Genomic DNA, 14,897 nt, shown 5'->3' with positions numbered 1-14,897 from the left:
GATGCCCGACACAGTGAGTACCCATGACAACGCCGGTCTCCTCGTCCTCGCAGTCGATGACGAGGCTCCTGGCCTGAGCGAGATCAAGTTCCTGCTCGAGAGCAGTCCTCACATCCGGCGCGTCCTCACGGCCTTCGACGCCGCCGAGGCTCTGCGCATCCTGAGAGGTGACTACGAGCAGGAGGTCATGGCGAGGACCAAGGCCGGTCTGCCGCCGGTCGACGCGGTCTTCGCCGACATCAACATGCCTGGGCTCAGCGGCATGGATCTCGCACGGGTGCTCAGCGCGTTCCGGTACCCGCCCGCCCTCGTCTTCGTGACGGGCGTGGAGGAACGCGACGCGCTCGTCACGGCGTTCGACGTCGGCGCGCTCGACTTCATCAACAAGCCGATAAACGAAGAGCGCGTCCTGAAGGCGATCTCCCGGGTCGCCGACCGCGTGGGCCGCACGGCAGCGCCTGCCCCCAGCGTGAACGCGACCCAGCTCAGCGCGACTTCCGAGCCGACCGACGACGAGGTCATCCCCGTCGAGCTCGGCGGCACCATCAAGCTCGTGCCGCGCGCGTCCGTGCGGTACGTCGAGGCGCAGGGCGACTACGCCCGCCTGCACACCCAGGACGGCAGCCACCTGGTGCGCATCCCGCTCGCCCAGCTGGAAGAACGCTGGGCCAACGCGGGTTTCGTGCGCATCCACCGGTCGTACCTGGTCGCGCTGCCGTTGGTGAGCGAGCTGCGCATGACGGCGAACGGCTACGCGGTGGTCATCGGCTCCGGTGACACCGCCAAGGAGCTCCCGGTCAGCCGCCGGCACACCAAAGAACTCAAGGAACGCATCGTGCGACCGCCGAAGAGCGGCTGGTGAGCAGGCACGACGCGGGAAAGCCCGAGCAGGCGGCCCGCGAGGCCTGGCTCGGCGAGCAGGCTCGCAAACCACGCAGGCGCAGGGTCGTGCTCGCCGACTCGACGAAGGCGCGCGGCAAGGCGCTGCGCACGATCATCGAGCTGGAGGAGCAGACCAGCGTCGGTGAGAAGCTGGTCCGCGACCTCATCAAGCAGCAGCTCCGCTCCGCGTTCGGGCTCGCCTTCGCGGTCCTGATCGGCATGTGCCTGCTGCCCATCACCTTCTACCTCTTCCCGCAGATCGGTGACCTCAAGATCCTCGGCATCGGCATCCCCTGGCTCGTGCTCGGCCTGGCACCGTTCCCGGTCCTCTACGGGGTCGGCTGGGTGTTCCGCCGGCAGGCCGAACGGCACGAGCGCGACTTCGTGAACATGGTCGACCGCTGACGTGAACGCCACCATCTGGAGCCTCAGCGCCATCGTCGCCGTTGCGGCCGTGACCTTCCTGCTGGGCTACGTCGGGTCCCGCAAGGCCAACACCACCCCGGACTTCCTGGTGGCGCGCCGCGCGATCCCCGCCACCCGCAACGCCGCCGCGATCTCGGGCGAGTACCTGTCCGCCGCGTCGTTCCTCGGCGTGGCCGGGCTCATCCTCAAGGACGGCATCGACGCGCTCTGGTACCCGATCGGCTTCACCGCCGGGTACCTCGCGCTGCTGCTGTTCGTCGCCGCGCCGCTGCGGAGGTCAGGCGCCTACACGTTGCCCGACTTCGCCGAGGCCAGGCTGGGGTCGGCGAACGTGCGGCACTTCAGCACGTTCTTCGTGGTCTGCATCGGCGTGCTGTACCTGGTGCCGCAGCTGCAGTCCGCCGGTCTGACGCTGACCACGATCACGGGCCTGCCCGCGTGGTTCGGCGGCCTGATCGTCACGGTCATCGTGGTGATCAACGTGCTGGGCGGCGGCATGCGCGCGATCACGCTGGTGCAGGCGTTCCAGTACTGGGGCAAGCTCTTCGCGATCGCCGCGCCGACGTTCGTGCTCTTCGTGGTGTTCCTCGCCTCGCCGGACCGCGGCACGCAGCCGATCAGCGACGAGGGCGTCGTCAGGTTCCCCCAGGCCGAGTCGATCACCGTGGCCGAGCAGGTGATCAAGGTCCGGGTCGACGAGCCGCTGACGTTGAAGGTGCACGGCGAGATCGACGGCAGGGAAGCCGACGGCAAGGTGTTCTGGGGCCGCGGCGTCTACGAGCTCAGCCCCGGCACGGTCATGGAGTTCACCGCCGGCAGCCCGGTCCCGGTGGTCGAGGGCTCGCCGACGACCAATCGCGACTGGATGCGGCCGCAGACCGGTGGCATCTCCGACCTGCTCAAGACGTACTCGCTGATCTTCGCGACGTTCCTCGGCACGATGGGCCTGCCGCACGTCCTGGTGCGCTTCTACACCAACCCGGACGGCAAGGCGGCCCGCCGGACGGCGCTGCACGTGCTCTACCTGCTGGGCCTGTTCTACATCTTCCCGACGGTGCTGGGCGTGCTGTCCCGGCTCTACCTGCCCCAGTTGCTGGTGAACGGGAAGACGGACGCGGCGGTGCTGATGCTGCCGAGCACGATGGTGCCGAACCTGGGCGGTCAGATCCTCGGCGCGATCGTCGCCGCGGGTGCGTTCGCCGCGTTCCTGTCGACCTCTTCCGGACTCGTCGTGTCGGTCGCGGGAGTGGTCTCGACGGACATCATGCCGGGCAAGGTTCGTGACTTCCGGTGGGCAACCGTGTTCACCGGACTCGTCGCAATCGGTCTTGCTCTGCTCCTGCCGCGCTCGGATGCGTCACTGACCGTGGCGATGTCGTTCGCGCTCGCCGCGTCGACGTTCTGCCCGCTTCTGGTGCTCGGCATCTGGTGGCGCGGACTCACCTGGGTCGGCGCCGTGTGCGGGCTCGTCGTCGGCGGCGGCATGGTCATCACCGCGCAGGTGATCAGCGTGGTCAGCTCCTACACCGGCCGCTGGGCGCCCACCGTGTTCACCCAGCCAGCGCTGATCACGGTTCCGATCGCGTTCATGACCATGATCGTCGTCAGCAAGGCGACCCGCAGGCGCGCGCCCGCGGACGTCAACCAGATCCTGCTGAGACTGCACGCGCCGGACCCGCTCGGCTTCATCCGGGATCGCGACATCGCCCGCTTCGGCACCGCCGAGGAGAAGGCCAGGTTCGCCGAGGACAAGCGCAGGGGAGCTAGTCGAACACGCTGAGTATTCAGTGTTTCAAATGGGTGAAAACTGGTCACTCGAATCGGTGAACGGCGAATCTGGTCACGCAGCGTGCTGTTCGTCGACGCATACTGACCGTTCGTCGCATCACCCGACTGCCTGGCGCAACGGCCCGAACGGGGTCTTACCGGAGTGACTCAAGTCTCCATACGGTTCTCGACCAAGAACAGGACCGCACCTGGAGGCATTACGTGCCCGTCACGTTGCTGACACCTACGACGAGTACCGCGAGGAGGGGACTGTGAGCACTGTTGAGCACACCCCATCTGAGTCGTCCCCCGACGCACAAAAGTGGGTCGACGTACAAGCAAGTGATGACTTCGTGCAGCTGAAGCATCGGCTGCGCAAGTTCGTGTTCCCCGTCTCCGGGCTGTTCCTCGCGTGGTACCTGCTGTACGTGCTCCTCGCGGACTACGCGCACGGGTTCATGTCCACCAAGGTGTTCGGCAACATCAACGTCGGGCTCATCTTCGGCCTGCTGCAGTTCGTGTCGACCTTCGTCATCACGACGCTGTACGTGCGGCACGCCAACAAGAACCTCGACCCGTTGGCGGAGAAGCTCCGCGGTGAGATCGAGGGAGACGGCAAGTGAACCAGTCCAGCCCGATCCTCAACATCAGCATCTTCGGTGTCTTCGTCCTGATCACGCTGTTCGTGGTCATCCGGGCGAGCCGCAACACCAAGACCGCTGCCGACTACCTCGCCGCCGGTCGCGCCTTCACGGGCCCCCAGAACGGCATCGCGATCGCGGGTGACTACCTGTCCGCCGCGTCGTTCCTCGGCATCGCGGGCGCCATCGCCCTCAACGGCTACGACGGCTTCCTGTACTCGATCGGCTTCCTGGTGGCGTGGCTCGTCGCGCTGCTGCTGGTCGCCGAGCTGCTGCGCAACACCGGCAAGTACACGATGGGCGACGTGCTGAGCTTCCGGATGCGCCAGCGTCCGGTCCGCGCCGCCGCCGCCACGTCGACGATGGCCGTCTCGTTCTTCTACCTGCTGGCCCAGATGGCCGGTGCCGGTGGTCTCGTCGCCCTGCTGCTCGGACTCACGGACACGACCCAGCAGTCGCTCGTCATCGGCGTGGTCGGCGCCCTGATGATCGCCTACGTGCTCATCGGTGGCATGAAGGGCACCACCTGGGTGCAGATCATCAAGGCGGTCCTGCTGATCGTCGGCGCCGCGATCATGACCTTCTGGGTGCTCGGCAAGTACGGCTTCAACCTGTCGTCGCTGCTCGGTGCCGCGGTCGAGAAGGCGCCCAAGGTCGGAGAGAAGCTGCTCGGCCCCGGTCTCGCCTACGGCAAGAACGGCACCACGCAGCTCGACTTCCTGTCGCTGGCCCTCGCCCTGGTCCTCGGCACCGCGGGCCTGCCGCACATCCTGATGCGCTTCTACACCGTGCCGACCGCGAAGGAAGCCCGTCGCTCGGTCGTGTGGGCCATCTGGCTGATCGGCATCTTCTACCTGTTCACGCTGGTCCTGGGCTACGGCGCCGGCGCGCTGGTCGGTCCGGACGCGATCAGCAAGGCACCCGGCAAGGCGAACTCGGCGGCTCCGCTGCTCGCGCTGGAGCTCGGTGGCCCGATCCTGCTCGGCCTGATCGCGGCGGTCGCGTTCGCGACGATCCTCGCGGTCGTGGCAGGCCTGACGATCACGGCGTCGGCGTCGTTCGCCCACGACATCTACGCCAACATCATCAAGAAGGGTCAGGCGGAGGACAAGGACTCCGAGGTCAAGGTCGCCCGCATCACCGCGGTCGTGATCGGTCTCGTGTCCATCGGCGGCGGCATCATCGCCAACGGCCAGAACATCGCGTTCCTCGTGGCGCTGGCGTTCGCGGTCGCGGCCTCCGCCAACCTGCCGACGATCCTCTACTCGCTGTTCTGGAAGAGGTTCAACACCTCGGGCGCGCTGTGGAGCATCTACGGCGGTCTGATCGTGACGATCACCCTGATCATCCTGTCGCCCGCCGTGTCCGGCACGCCGACCTCGATGTTCAAGAACGCCGACTTCGACCTGTTCCCGCTGTCGAACCCCGGCATCGTCTCGATCCCCGTCGCGTTCCTGCTCGGCTACATCGGCACGATCCTGTCCAAGGAGAAGGCCGACCCGGTCAAGCAGGCCGAGATGGAGGTCCGCTCCCTCACCGGTGCGGGCGCCGAGAAGGCCATCGCGCACTGACTGCTCTGGTTGGAAAACGGGCCGTCCCTCGGGGGCGGCCCGTTTTTCGTGCGTGCAACCCTGCTCGTGCTGGTCGCGTATTCAACGCGAAGCAGCGAAAGCAGGGGGACCGGAGTGCGACGGGACGAGGAGTTCTCGGAGTTCTTCACGAGCAGGTTCGACTGGGCCCGGCGCACGGCGTACGCGTTGTGCGGTGACTGGTCGGAGGCCGAAGAGCTCGCGCAGAACGCGTTCGTGAAGGCTTACGCGAAGTGGCCGGCGATCAGGCGTGAAACGGCGGAGGGCTACGTCCGCACCATCGTGACGCGTCTGTTCCTCGACAGCAGGCGCCGCGGCCGCGACCGCGAGCGCCCGGTCGCCGACCTGCCGGAACACGGGGTCGGCGGAGGCTTCTCCGATCCCGATGCCAGGTTGAACGCGGCGTTGCAGCAGGTGCCGCCCAAGCAGCGGGCCGCGCTGGTGCTGCGGTTCGTGCACGACCTGTCCATCGAACAGACGGCCGCTGAGCTGCGCTGTTCGGTGGGCAACGTCAAAAGTCAGACAGCCAGGGGTTTGGCGACGCTCCGCGAGGCGTACGGCGAGCCGGTCAACTCGGAGTGTGCCTGATGAACATCGAAGACGAGCTGCGCGGAGCTCTCGACGTCGCCGCGCCACCACCTACGACGACCTTGGACCACGTGCTCAAGCGCGGCCGCCGCCGGGTGTTCGCCCAGCGCGCCGGAGCGATGTTCGGCGTGGTCGCGGTCGTCGCCGGCATCGGGTTCGGCGCCACCACGCTGAACCAGGCCGCCCCGGCGACGCCGGCCGACGAGCCGAACTACGGTCCCGCCACCGTGGAACCCGCCCTGGGGTGGCCACGGGTCGAAACACCGGCCCAGCAGCCGTACAACACCTGGCGGCCGGCGGCGAGCGCGCCTCCTCCCGATGGCCGCCAGGTGGAGGAAGTTCCGCTGTGCAGCATGAAGGAGCCGACGCGGCCGGTGACCTTCGGCACGGAGGTGCTGTCCGCCGAGCTCGTCCCCAAGTTGATCGACCGGGTCCGGCAGCAGTTGCCGGAGGTGACCATCGGCAACGTGCCGGGCAATGCCGTTGCGGACGCCATCGAGTTCGACGTGACCGACTCCGGCGGAACCGGCAGCATCCGGCTCTCCGCGGCGAGGCTCGTCGGCAGCCCGCAGTGGAACGCGGACGACGGGCTCTGGGCGACCGGCGACTGCCAACCCGCCCGGCGGCTGTACGGCAACGATGGCTCGGTCGTGCAGATGCACAGCGTGCGGCCGTACGAGCCGTTCCAGTCGCTCGTCCAGGTGCTGGACGTCTATCGCAAGGACGGCCTGTTCGTGAAGCTCGAACTGCGCAACTTCGGCAGTCCGGACCTGACTCCTGACCCGAAGCAGCCGGGCGTCCTGCAGCGCACCGGAGCCGGTCGCGCCACGCTGCCGCTGTCCGAGGAGCAGTTCGCGAGGCTCGGGCCCGCCATCGCGGGGGTGGCCTGAGGGTGGGCCGTGCCGGAGGCTCACGTCCGTGCAACCTCCGGCATGGCACCATCTAGGGCGTGACTGTTCCAAGCGTGGAGATCGCTGACGTTCCCGCTGTCCTGCCCGAGGGCGCCGTCCTGCTGGACGTACGCGAGAAGGACGAGTGGGACGCGGGCCATGCGCCCGGCGCGCTGCACATCCCCATGAGCGAGATCGGTGCCCGGCTCGAAGAGGTGCCGAACGACGTGCAGCTCTACGTCGTGTGCCGTGCCGGTGGCCGCTCCGCCCGCGTGACCCAGTACCTCAACGAGAACGGCTGGGAAGCCGTGAACGTCGAGGGCGGCATGCAGCACTGGGACGCCCACGGTCGTCCGCTCGAGGGCGGCGTCGACGGCATGGAACCCGAGGTCATCTGATCGTGCAGCCGTTGCAACCGATGCGCGTGGACTGGGTGGCGACTCCGCCACCCGGTGCGTACCCGCAGCCCTCGCGCCGGTCGCAGCGGTTGTCCTACGGCGGCCCGCCGAACTACCCGGTCCCGCCGCGCTGGGGCTTCCCGCTGCTGGCGTGGCGCTGGCCGACGGCGGTGCCCGGCACCGTCGAGCAGGCCGACTCGGTCGACGGTGTGCGGCGGCTGGGCCGGACCGCGCAGAACTCGCTGTGGCTGCTCGGCTTCGTCGCCCTCTGGGGTGCGTCGTCCGAGATCTGGCGGTACGTCTTGGTTGCGATGAGCCGCTACGGCGCGCTCTCCGCCGGTGTGGTCAGCGCGTCGGACGCGATGGTGGTGTCCGCTTCGGCGATCACGATCACCGGATGCCTGCTGTCGCTGGTGCTCACGCTGCTGTGGGTGCGGCGCGCGCGGAACGTGGCCGCGGCCGGCGCGGGCTACGGGCCGTCCCGCTCGGACGAACAGGCCTTCGCCGGACTGATCGTGCCGGGCGTGAACCTCGTCGTCCCCGGCGCGGTGCTGGCCGAGCTCGAACACGCCGTGGCGCACGGGTCGCCCCACGAACGCCCTCGCCCGTCGAAGCTCCTGCGCTGGTGGTGGGGCTTCTGGGTCGCTTCCGGGCTGATGTTCGCGGTCACGGTTCTCTGGTCGTTCCGCGACAGCACCCAGGCGCTGGCCGACGGGGTGCTGCTGCACGCGCTCGGCGACCTGCTGATGGTGGGCGTCGCGGTGACGACGGCGCTGGTCGTCCGGCGGATCACCACGCTGCTGCTCCCCGTGGACGCCGCGTCACTGCGGCTGATGCGCGTGCTCGAGGTGAAGGACGCTCCCGAGCCCCCGCTGCGGTCGGTCCGCGCGTCCGGCTCGCCCCGCTGATCTGTTCAGGCGACGTTCGTCCCCAGGGACTTTCCGGACTCTTCGCGTGAGTGCCAGGTTGGACGGATGCGGACACTCATCGGGGCTCTGGTGATCGCACTGGCCACACCAGGCGTCGCCCAGGCGCACCACCACCGGGGAATTCGACCTGCAGGCTCACCGCGGCGGCATCGGCCTGACGGTGGAGAGCACGCTCAAGGCGTTCGGCAAGGCGCTCGAACTGGGCGTCACGACGCTCGAGCTCGATCTCCAGATCACCAAGGACGGCCGCGAGGTCATCACCCACGACCGCAGGACGAACCCGGCGAAGTGCCTCGACACGGCGCCCGCGTTCCCCGGTGACCCGGAGTTCCCCTACGCGGGCAAGTACGTGAAGGACCTGACGTTCGCGCAGGTCCGCACCCTCGACTGCGGCAGCACGCGCTGGTCGCAGTACCCGGACCAGGAGCTCTCGCCGGGCGCCCGCATGCCGACGCTGGCCGAGCTCTTCGACCTCGCGCGCAAGCACCGCGCGTGGGGCGTCCGCTTCAACATCGAGACCAAGGTCGAGGCCGCCGCGCCGCACGAGACCGCGCCGCGCGAGCAGTTCGTGCAGCGTGCGGTCCGCGAGATCCGCCGGTCCGGCTTCCTGTCCAACGTGACCATCCAGTCGTTCGACTGGGGCACGCTGATGCGGATGCGCGAGGTCGAGCCGCGCCTTCCGCTGGTCGCGTTGACCCAGCCGGAGTTCCTGGTGCCCGGTTCGCCGTGGACCGGTGGCCTGAACCTCGACGACTTCGGCGGCAGCGTCGCGCGTGCGGTGAAGAGTTTTGGTGCCAAGGCTTTGTCGCCGGTGCACACGATGACGACCAAGGAACTCGTTGCGGACGCCCACAAGCAGGGTCTCGTCGTCGTCCCGTGGACCGTGGACGACGTGCCGCGGATGAACGAGGTCATCGACACCGGCGTCGGCGGTCTCATCACCGACTACCCGGACCGCCTCCGGAACGTGTTGAAGGAGCGCGGTTTCAAGCTCCCGAAGCGGTATCCCCGCTAGTCCGCGCCGAGCACCAGCGAGTGCAGGCCGCGGATCACGAACTCCGCGCGCCGGTTGGGTTCCTCGGCCAGCACCGCGCCGGGCAGCTTGCGGTGCAACGACGACAGCGCCGCCTCCACCTCGATGCGGGCCAGCGGCGCGCCCAGGCAGTAGTGGATGCCCATGCCGAACCCGAGGTGCTGGTTCTTCTCACGGCCGATGTCGAGCCTGTCGGGGTCCTCGAAGACCAACGGGTCGCGCGCGGCGGCACCGAGCAGTGCGGCGATCTTCTCGCCGGGCTCGATGACGTGGCCCGCGATCTCCACGCGTTCGGTGGCGGTGCGTTCGAAGAGCTGCAGCGGTGAGTCGAAGCGGATGAGCTCCTCGACCGCGGTGGGCATCACCTCGGGCGCTGAGAGGCGTTCCCACTGCGAGCGGTGCTGCATCAACGCGTAGACGCCGTTGCCGATGACGTTCACCGTCGCCTCGTGGCCCGCCATCAGCAGCAGTACGGCGGTGGCGACGAGCTCGTCCTCGGTGAGGCGGGCGCCGTCGGTGTCGGTGACCGCGACCAGGTCCGACACGAGGTCCGAGCCGGGGTTCGTGCGGCGCAACGCGATCAGCTCGCGCAGGTAGGCCACGAACTCCGCGGCGGCGCGTTCGGCGACCTGCTGTTGTTCGGGCGGCAGGCCGTACTCGTACATCTTCACGATGGCGTTCGACCACGGCTGCAACAGGTGGCGGTCCTCGCCGGGGACGCCGAGCAGCTCGGCGATCACCTCGACCGGCAGCGGCGCGGCGACGTGGGCCAGCAAGTCGCCCTGGCCCTGATCCTTGATCTTGGCGACCAGGTCGTCGACGAGGCGGTCGGCCAGGTCGGCGACCCACGGGCGGAGGCGCTCGACGTGGCCGCGGCCGAACGCGGCGGCGACCAGGCGGCGCAGGCGGGTGTGCGTGGGCGGCTCGTTCTCCAGCAGCGAGTTGCGGTGCAGGAGGTTGAACGCCATGAACTGCTCGACCGGCTTCACGTCCGACCAGATCCGGCCGAGCGACCGGTGCCGCAGCACCGCGGAGCAGGCGGCGTGCGAGACGGCGACGGCGACGCCCAGCTGTTCGTGGTGATGCACCTCACCGGCTTCGCGCAGGGCGGCGAAGGCCGGGTACGGGTCGGCGATGAACGCGGGATCACGCTGGTCGAACGTCACAAGGCGGGACGGTAAGTCGCGATCGGCGTTTCGTCCACGTCCATTTGATTGATGACTCAAATTGTTGCGCAGACACTATCGTTCGGTCCTGTGCAGCAGCCTTCAGTCGTCGCCCACCGCGGTGCGTCAACCGACCGCCCTGAGCACACCATCGGCGCCTACGAGCTGGCTTTGAAGGAGGGCGCGGACGGGCTCGAGTGCGACATCCGTCTGTCGCGTGACGGCGAGATCGTGTGTGTGCACGATCGCACGCTCACCCGCACGTCGAACGGACGTGGCACGGTCAGCGCGCTCTCGCTCAACGAACTGCAGAAGTACGACTACGGCAGCTGGCACCGCCACGGTCAGCCGGCCGAACTGCTGGTGCTGGACGACCTGCTGGAGCTGGTCAAGGGCAAGAACGTGCAGCTCTTCGTCGAGACCAAACACCCGGTCCGGTACCGCAACGAGGTCGAGCGCAAGCTCGTCGAGGCGCTGAAGAAGCACAAGCTCGACAGCCAGATCATCATGATGTCGTTCTCGCCGACGGCGGTGAAGGCGTTCCGCGACCAGGCGCCGGACATCCGCACGGTGCTGCTGCTCGACCGCCTCGGCCGGTACCGCAGCGGCGCGCTGCCGTCGTTCGCCGACTACACGGGTCCGGGCGTGCACGTGCTGCGCGGCGACCCCGAGTACGTCGATCGGGCGAGACGAGCGGGCCACGAGACGTACGTGTGGACGGTGGACAGCGCCGAGGACGTCGCTCTGTGCCGTGACCTGGGGGTCCGCTACATCGCGACGAACGCCCCGGCGAACACCCGCCGCCTGCTGACGGCTAACTTGGCGACCTGACCAAGCCTGAACTTTGAGGAGGGCCCGAGGTGGCCAAGCGGACCGCGGTCAAGGACGCACCGAAGGACGGGATCAACCCGAAGCAGCCCTGCCCGTGCGGGTCCGGCAAGCGCTACAAGGCCTGCCACGGCGCGCCCGGCGGCGCGACGGACGTGATCGTGTCCCGGCCGTTCGAGGGCCTGGCCGCCGAGTGCGAGCTGATCGCGCTGCGCGAGTTCGTGCCGTCGGCGATCGCCAAGCTGCCGATCAAGGACGGTCGCGAGGTCACGCTCGCCACGGTGCTGCCGATGGCTGCCGCCGGCCTGATCCGCGGCGACGACGTGCCGTTCGTGGGCCTGCAGGTGCAGACCCGCTCCGGCGACATCAGCCGCGACCTGGCTCGCGCGCTGCAGTGGGCGCAGCACGCCAAGACCGGTGACGTGCTCCCGGTCGTCGGCCCGGACAACGGTGAGAACCCCGGCCGCCTGCAGGACCTGCTCGACCCCGAGGCCGAGATCACGCCGGTGCTGCACACCGACTTCGTGTGGTGGATGCCCGAGGGCACCGAGCCCACCGGTGAGGTGGCGCTGTCCCTGGAGCGCGCGAACGCCGCGATCCTGCCGACCGAGCGTCTCGACGCCCCCGGCGTGAAGGCCGCGTACTGGGTCGACGCGGGCGACAAGGCGCACCTGCGCTGGGTCCGTCCGGAGCCCGAGGAGAAGTTGGTGCCCGCGATGGCGCGCCTGGCCGCCCGCGGTGAGCTGGACCTGGGCGAGGGCTCGCGCTACGCCGGTTCGTTCCGCGCGCACGGCCTGCTCGTGCCGGTCTGGGACCTCGACCGCGAGATGCACGCCCGCGAGTGGGCCGAGCCCGCCGAGGCGCTGGGCAAGCGCTTGCTGGAGGCGCTGGCGTCCGACGAGCCGCTGACTGACGCCGAACGCCGCGCTCGTGACGGCCTCCGCGGCCGTCAGATCACGCTGCGCTGACACTGGTCAGGACGTTGTCCACAGTGTTGTCCACAAGGTTGTGCACAGGGAGCTGTGGATAAGTGCTGCTGCACATCATCACGAAGGCCGGCTGGGCTGATGCCCGGTCGGCCGGTTCGATCGCTCCCGCCGGCGAGGAGTTCGTGCACTGTTCCGATCGGGGCGTTGTGCACGTGACGGCAGGGAAGTTCTTCCGCGGGCAGAGCGGGCTGCTGTTGCTCGTCATCGATCCGCGGTTGCTCGGCGTGCCGGTCCTGTGGGAGGCGGTGGCGGATTCGCCGCTGTGGTTCCCGCACGTCTACGGCCCGATTCCGGTCGAGGCCGTTGCTCAGGTCCACGACTTCCCGTGCGAGCCCGACGGTTCGTTCGTTCTGCCTGAGGCCGTTGCCGTTCTGTGATTAAGTAAGGCAACCGTTCCGCACACTTGCGCGTGACCTTCCCGAAGCCAGTTGTTGCTTGGGGGAGGGGGCGTGCCGTGGCGGCGGTGCTGCAGCTGGAGGTGGCCGCCGAACGTGGCGGGGAAAGAGCGGAAGCCGTGGGGGACTTCGCGGAGTTCGTGCGCATGTCGATGCCCGGACTTCTGCGTTATGGACATGCTCTGACCGGAAACCCGCATGACGCCGCCGATCTCGTGCAGTCCGTGCTGGAGAAGGTCGGATCGCGCTGGGTGACGGTGCAGCGAAAGGGCGACGACCCGCTCGCGTACGTCCGCAGGGCCATGGCCAACACGCACATCAGCATCTGGCGCCGCCGTCGCCGCGAGAACCTCGTGGCCGACCTTCCTGACAGCGGTGCTGTGGCGCCCGAGTTGAGCAGGCTCGAAAACGAACCGCTCTGGCAAGCACTGCGCGAACTGCCGCCACGGCAGCGCGCGGTGATCGTGCTGCGCTACTACGAGAACCTCTCCGAAGCCGAGATCGCGAACGCGCTGGGCATCTCGTGCGGCACCGTCAAGAGCCAGAGCAGCAAGGCGATGGCGAGTCTGCGGACACGCCTGGGAAAGGACTGACCCGTGGACAGCGACCTCGACGACGAGCTGCGCAGGCTCTTCAGCGACGATCGGCTGGACGTCCACACGACTCCGGACGCGACCGACGCGGTGGTTCGTGGTGCCGACCGCAGGCGACGACGCCGCTCGACCATGGCCACGACGCTCGCCCTGGTGGCGCTCGTCGGTTCCGGAGTAGGGCTCACCCAGCTGCGCTCGTCGACGGACCACATGTCGGACGAGCTGCTGCCGACCGCCTCGTCGACGGCCTCCTCGCCTCCGAGTTCTCCGTCGGTCAGCACCTTCACCTCGACCTCGATCGTGACCGTGAACCCTCCGGCCCCGAACTCGAACGGCAGCACTCCTGGCAACAACAACGGCACCACCGGAGCGCCGCCGCCCAAGCAGACCACGACCGCCCCGCCGCCTCTGCCGCCGTCCGAGTCCAGCAAGGTCGGCAAGCTCGCGCTCGCCATGACCGAGGCCGACGCGCTGAAGACCGGGGCACTGGTCGAACCGGGCACGCCCGCGGGTTCGTGCACGACCTACGCCACGACGTCGGTTCCCGACGGCGACGCCGCGGTCATCTCGCCGGCGAACGGGATCGTCCGGCTGACGTTCCCGAGCTTCGCCAAGACGCAGCGGGGCATCAGCGCGGGCTCGGCGGTGGCCGACGTGAAGACCGCCTATCCGACCGCGACGCAGAGCGGTTCCACACTGCTCGTGCAAATGGCCGGGACGCCCAAATGGTCGTACGTGTTCGAAACAGACGGCGCCACGGTGACGACCGTGCGAATGCGCTTGGCCGCGAACGATTGTTCGGTCTGATCATTTGATCTTGCTGAGGTCCCGCCGCTCTTGGGGGTGCGGCGGGGCCTCAGCATCCTTTTGGGTGATGTCGGCGCCCGCGATGTCTGCGTGACGCAACCCTTCTGGCCTGGTCACGTCCTATGAGTGTCTGGACGTGTGGTGGGCAAAATCAATTCGGTCCGATTCAGGCATCCCGTCGCAGATAATTGCGCCGGGAAATTTGGTGTGCCTGGAATTCACATTGTCGTCGTGACTTTTCTGTGACAACCGAGTTTGCAACCCTGCGATGACGCCGACGTCTTATTGGTGTCTCGAAAATAAGACAACCTGGGGGGTCAGGAAATGCAGAACTCGATCAAGCTAGCTCTCGTCGCCGCTGCCGCCGTCGCCGCGATGACGGCATGCACCTCGACGCCCGTCCCGAAGCACGACGCCATGCCGCGACCGACCTCCACCACCTCGACCTCGGAGACGCCCACGCCACCGTCCGTGGTGACCGAGGTCGTGACGCTGACCGTGACCAACCCTCCCGCGCCAGAACCGGAGCCGGTGATCGAGGTCGAAGCCGACAACCGCATCGGCTACGGCGCCGCCAAACTCGGCATGACATTGGACGAGGCCCGCGCCGCCGGCCTGACGACCAAGACCTGGGAAAACGCCGGCGAGGGCGAAGACGTCTGCGTCGCCGACGACAAGCTCGCGATCTCGAAGAAGCACGGCATCATCCGCATCACGCTTCCCAAAGACGCCCAGACGTCCAAGGGCATCGGCCTCGGTGCGACCTTCGCCGACGTGAAGCGCGCCTACCCGGACGCCACCGAGTACCGCGGGGGCTTCAACGCGAGCATCGACAGCGCGGCCTTCTACTCGTTCGGCGGCAGTCCGGGCAGCGACGCGAGCAAGGTCGAGTCACTCAAGATCGAAGCAAGGGTCGCCGACTGCGCGCTGGCCCTCATCTGAGCCGTCGTACCCGCCTCGCTGGGGGGTGGAGCGG

At 68.3% G+C, this 14,897-nt stretch carries 16 protein-coding genes and 1 pseudogene; 16 read left to right on the top strand and 1 reads right to left on the bottom strand.

All coding sequences use genetic code 11. The features are described 5' to 3' along the window. Position 1: 1 nt before the first annotated feature. From ABZ345_RS15410 to ABZ345_RS15365, 10 genes and pseudogenes are all read left to right on the top strand, one after another. Complete coding sequence (locus tag ABZ345_RS15410) at positions 2 to 862, top strand: LytTR family DNA-binding domain-containing protein (RefSeq protein WP_359847910.1); 861 nt, start codon at positions 2 to 4, stop codon at positions 860 to 862. Further along, the gene (locus ABZ345_RS15405) at positions 859 to 1,287 is read left to right on the top strand and encodes a hypothetical protein (protein ID WP_359847907.1); all 429 of its coding nucleotides are present in this window, start codon (positions 859 to 861) and stop codon (positions 1,285 to 1,287) included. The genes ABZ345_RS15410 and ABZ345_RS15405 overlap by 4 nt, the downstream gene beginning before the upstream one ends. A gap of 1 nt (position 1,288) precedes the next feature. Next, entirely contained in the window at positions 1,289 to 3,088 is a 1,800-nt protein-coding gene (locus ABZ345_RS15400) for a cation acetate symporter (RefSeq protein ID WP_359847905.1), read from the top strand. A gap of 259 nt (positions 3,089 to 3,347) precedes the next feature. After that, complete coding sequence (locus ABZ345_RS15395; RefSeq protein WP_359847902.1) at positions 3,348 to 3,698, top strand: DUF485 domain-containing protein; 351 nt, start codon at positions 3,348 to 3,350, stop codon at positions 3,696 to 3,698. Further along, complete coding sequence (locus ABZ345_RS15390) at positions 3,695 to 5,287, top strand: cation acetate symporter (RefSeq protein ID WP_359847900.1); 1,593 nt, start codon at positions 3,695 to 3,697, stop codon at positions 5,285 to 5,287. The genes ABZ345_RS15395 and ABZ345_RS15390 overlap by 4 nt, the downstream gene beginning before the upstream one ends. 114 nt (positions 5,288 to 5,401) lie before the next feature. Then, the gene (locus ABZ345_RS15385; protein WP_359847897.1) at positions 5,402 to 5,893 is read left to right on the top strand and encodes a SigE family RNA polymerase sigma factor; all 492 of its coding nucleotides are present in this window, start codon (positions 5,402 to 5,404) and stop codon (positions 5,891 to 5,893) included. Continuing rightward, positions 5,893 to 6,783, top strand: coding sequence for a hypothetical protein (locus ABZ345_RS15380; protein ID WP_359847894.1), 891 nt, complete (start codon positions 5,893 to 5,895; stop codon positions 6,781 to 6,783). The genes ABZ345_RS15385 and ABZ345_RS15380 overlap by 1 nt, the downstream gene beginning before the upstream one ends. A 59-nt stretch (positions 6,784 to 6,842) precedes the next feature. After that, positions 6,843 to 7,181 (top strand): rhodanese-like domain-containing protein, encoded by a 339-nt coding sequence (locus ABZ345_RS15375; protein WP_359847891.1) that lies wholly within the window; start codon positions 6,843 to 6,845, stop codon positions 7,179 to 7,181. Positions 7,182 to 7,183: 2 nt separating this feature from the next. Then, a complete protein-coding gene (locus ABZ345_RS15370) occupies positions 7,184 to 8,089 on the top strand; it encodes a DUF4328 domain-containing protein (protein ID WP_359847888.1) in 906 nt (301 codons plus the stop codon). A gap of 66 nt (positions 8,090 to 8,155) precedes the next feature. Beyond that, positions 8,156 to 9,125, top strand: a pseudogene (locus tag ABZ345_RS15365) (glycerophosphodiester phosphodiesterase). Here ABZ345_RS15365 and ABZ345_RS15360 read toward each other — a convergent pair. Continuing rightward, positions 9,122 to 10,309, bottom strand: a complete 1,188-nt coding sequence (locus tag ABZ345_RS15360; RefSeq protein WP_359847885.1) for a cytochrome P450 — start codon at positions 10,307 to 10,309, stop codon at positions 9,122 to 9,124. The pseudogene ABZ345_RS15365 and the gene ABZ345_RS15360 sit on opposite strands and share 4 nt — an antisense overlap. A gap of 90 nt (positions 10,310 to 10,399) precedes the next feature. Here ABZ345_RS15360 and ABZ345_RS15355 point away from each other — a divergent pair, with 90 nt between their 5' ends. The 6 genes from ABZ345_RS15355 (at position 10,400) to ABZ345_RS15330 (ending at position 14,863) form a co-directional block, all read left to right on the top strand. Next, a complete protein-coding gene (locus ABZ345_RS15355) occupies positions 10,400 to 11,140 on the top strand; it encodes a glycerophosphodiester phosphodiesterase family protein (protein WP_359847882.1) in 741 nt (246 codons plus the stop codon). A gap of 29 nt (positions 11,141 to 11,169) precedes the next feature. Next, on the top strand, positions 11,170 to 12,105 hold the full coding sequence (locus ABZ345_RS15350) for a DUF5926 family protein (protein ID WP_359847879.1): 936 nt from the start codon (positions 11,170 to 11,172) through the stop codon (positions 12,103 to 12,105). Positions 12,106 to 12,167: 62 nt separating this feature from the next. Beyond that, positions 12,168 to 12,503, top strand: a complete 336-nt coding sequence (locus tag ABZ345_RS15345) for a DUF952 domain-containing protein (protein WP_359847876.1) — start codon at positions 12,168 to 12,170, stop codon at positions 12,501 to 12,503. Between the two features lie 86 nt (positions 12,504 to 12,589). After that, positions 12,590 to 13,114: a SigE family RNA polymerase sigma factor gene (locus ABZ345_RS15340; RefSeq protein ID WP_359848331.1), complete on the top strand. Its 525-nt coding sequence runs from the start codon at positions 12,590 to 12,592 to the stop codon at positions 13,112 to 13,114. 3 nt (positions 13,115 to 13,117) lie between these two features. Continuing rightward, positions 13,118 to 13,921: a hypothetical protein gene (locus tag ABZ345_RS15335; RefSeq protein WP_359847873.1), complete on the top strand. Its 804-nt coding sequence runs from the start codon at positions 13,118 to 13,120 to the stop codon at positions 13,919 to 13,921. A 324-nt stretch (positions 13,922 to 14,245) separates the two neighbouring features. After that, positions 14,246 to 14,863 carry a hypothetical protein gene (locus ABZ345_RS15330; RefSeq protein WP_359847870.1) on the top strand — a complete coding sequence of 206 codons (618 nt, stop codon included), beginning with the start codon at positions 14,246 to 14,248 and terminating at the stop codon, positions 14,861 to 14,863. Positions 14,864 to 14,897 lie beyond the last annotated feature (34 nt).

This window comes from Lentzea sp. NPDC005914, assembly GCF_040629405.1.
In the GTDB taxonomy this organism is placed as follows: Bacteria; Actinomycetota; Actinomycetes; order Mycobacteriales; family Pseudonocardiaceae; genus Lentzea.
This window is presented reverse-complemented; position numbering and strand designations above follow the sequence as displayed.

Excerpts from the sequence above, each read along its gene's own strand:
- ABZ345_RS15380 (WP_359847894.1), top strand. The coding sequence starts at position 5,893 with ATGAACATCGAAGACGAGCTGCGCGGAGCTCTCGACGTCGCCGCGCCA.
- ABZ345_RS15330 (WP_359847870.1), top strand. The coding sequence starts at position 14,246 with ATGCAGAACTCGATCAAGCTAGCTCTCGTCGCCGCTGCCGCCGTCGCC.
- ABZ345_RS15410 (WP_359847910.1), top strand. The coding sequence starts at position 2 with ATGCCCGACACAGTGAGTACCCATGACAACGCCGGTCTCCTCGTCCTC.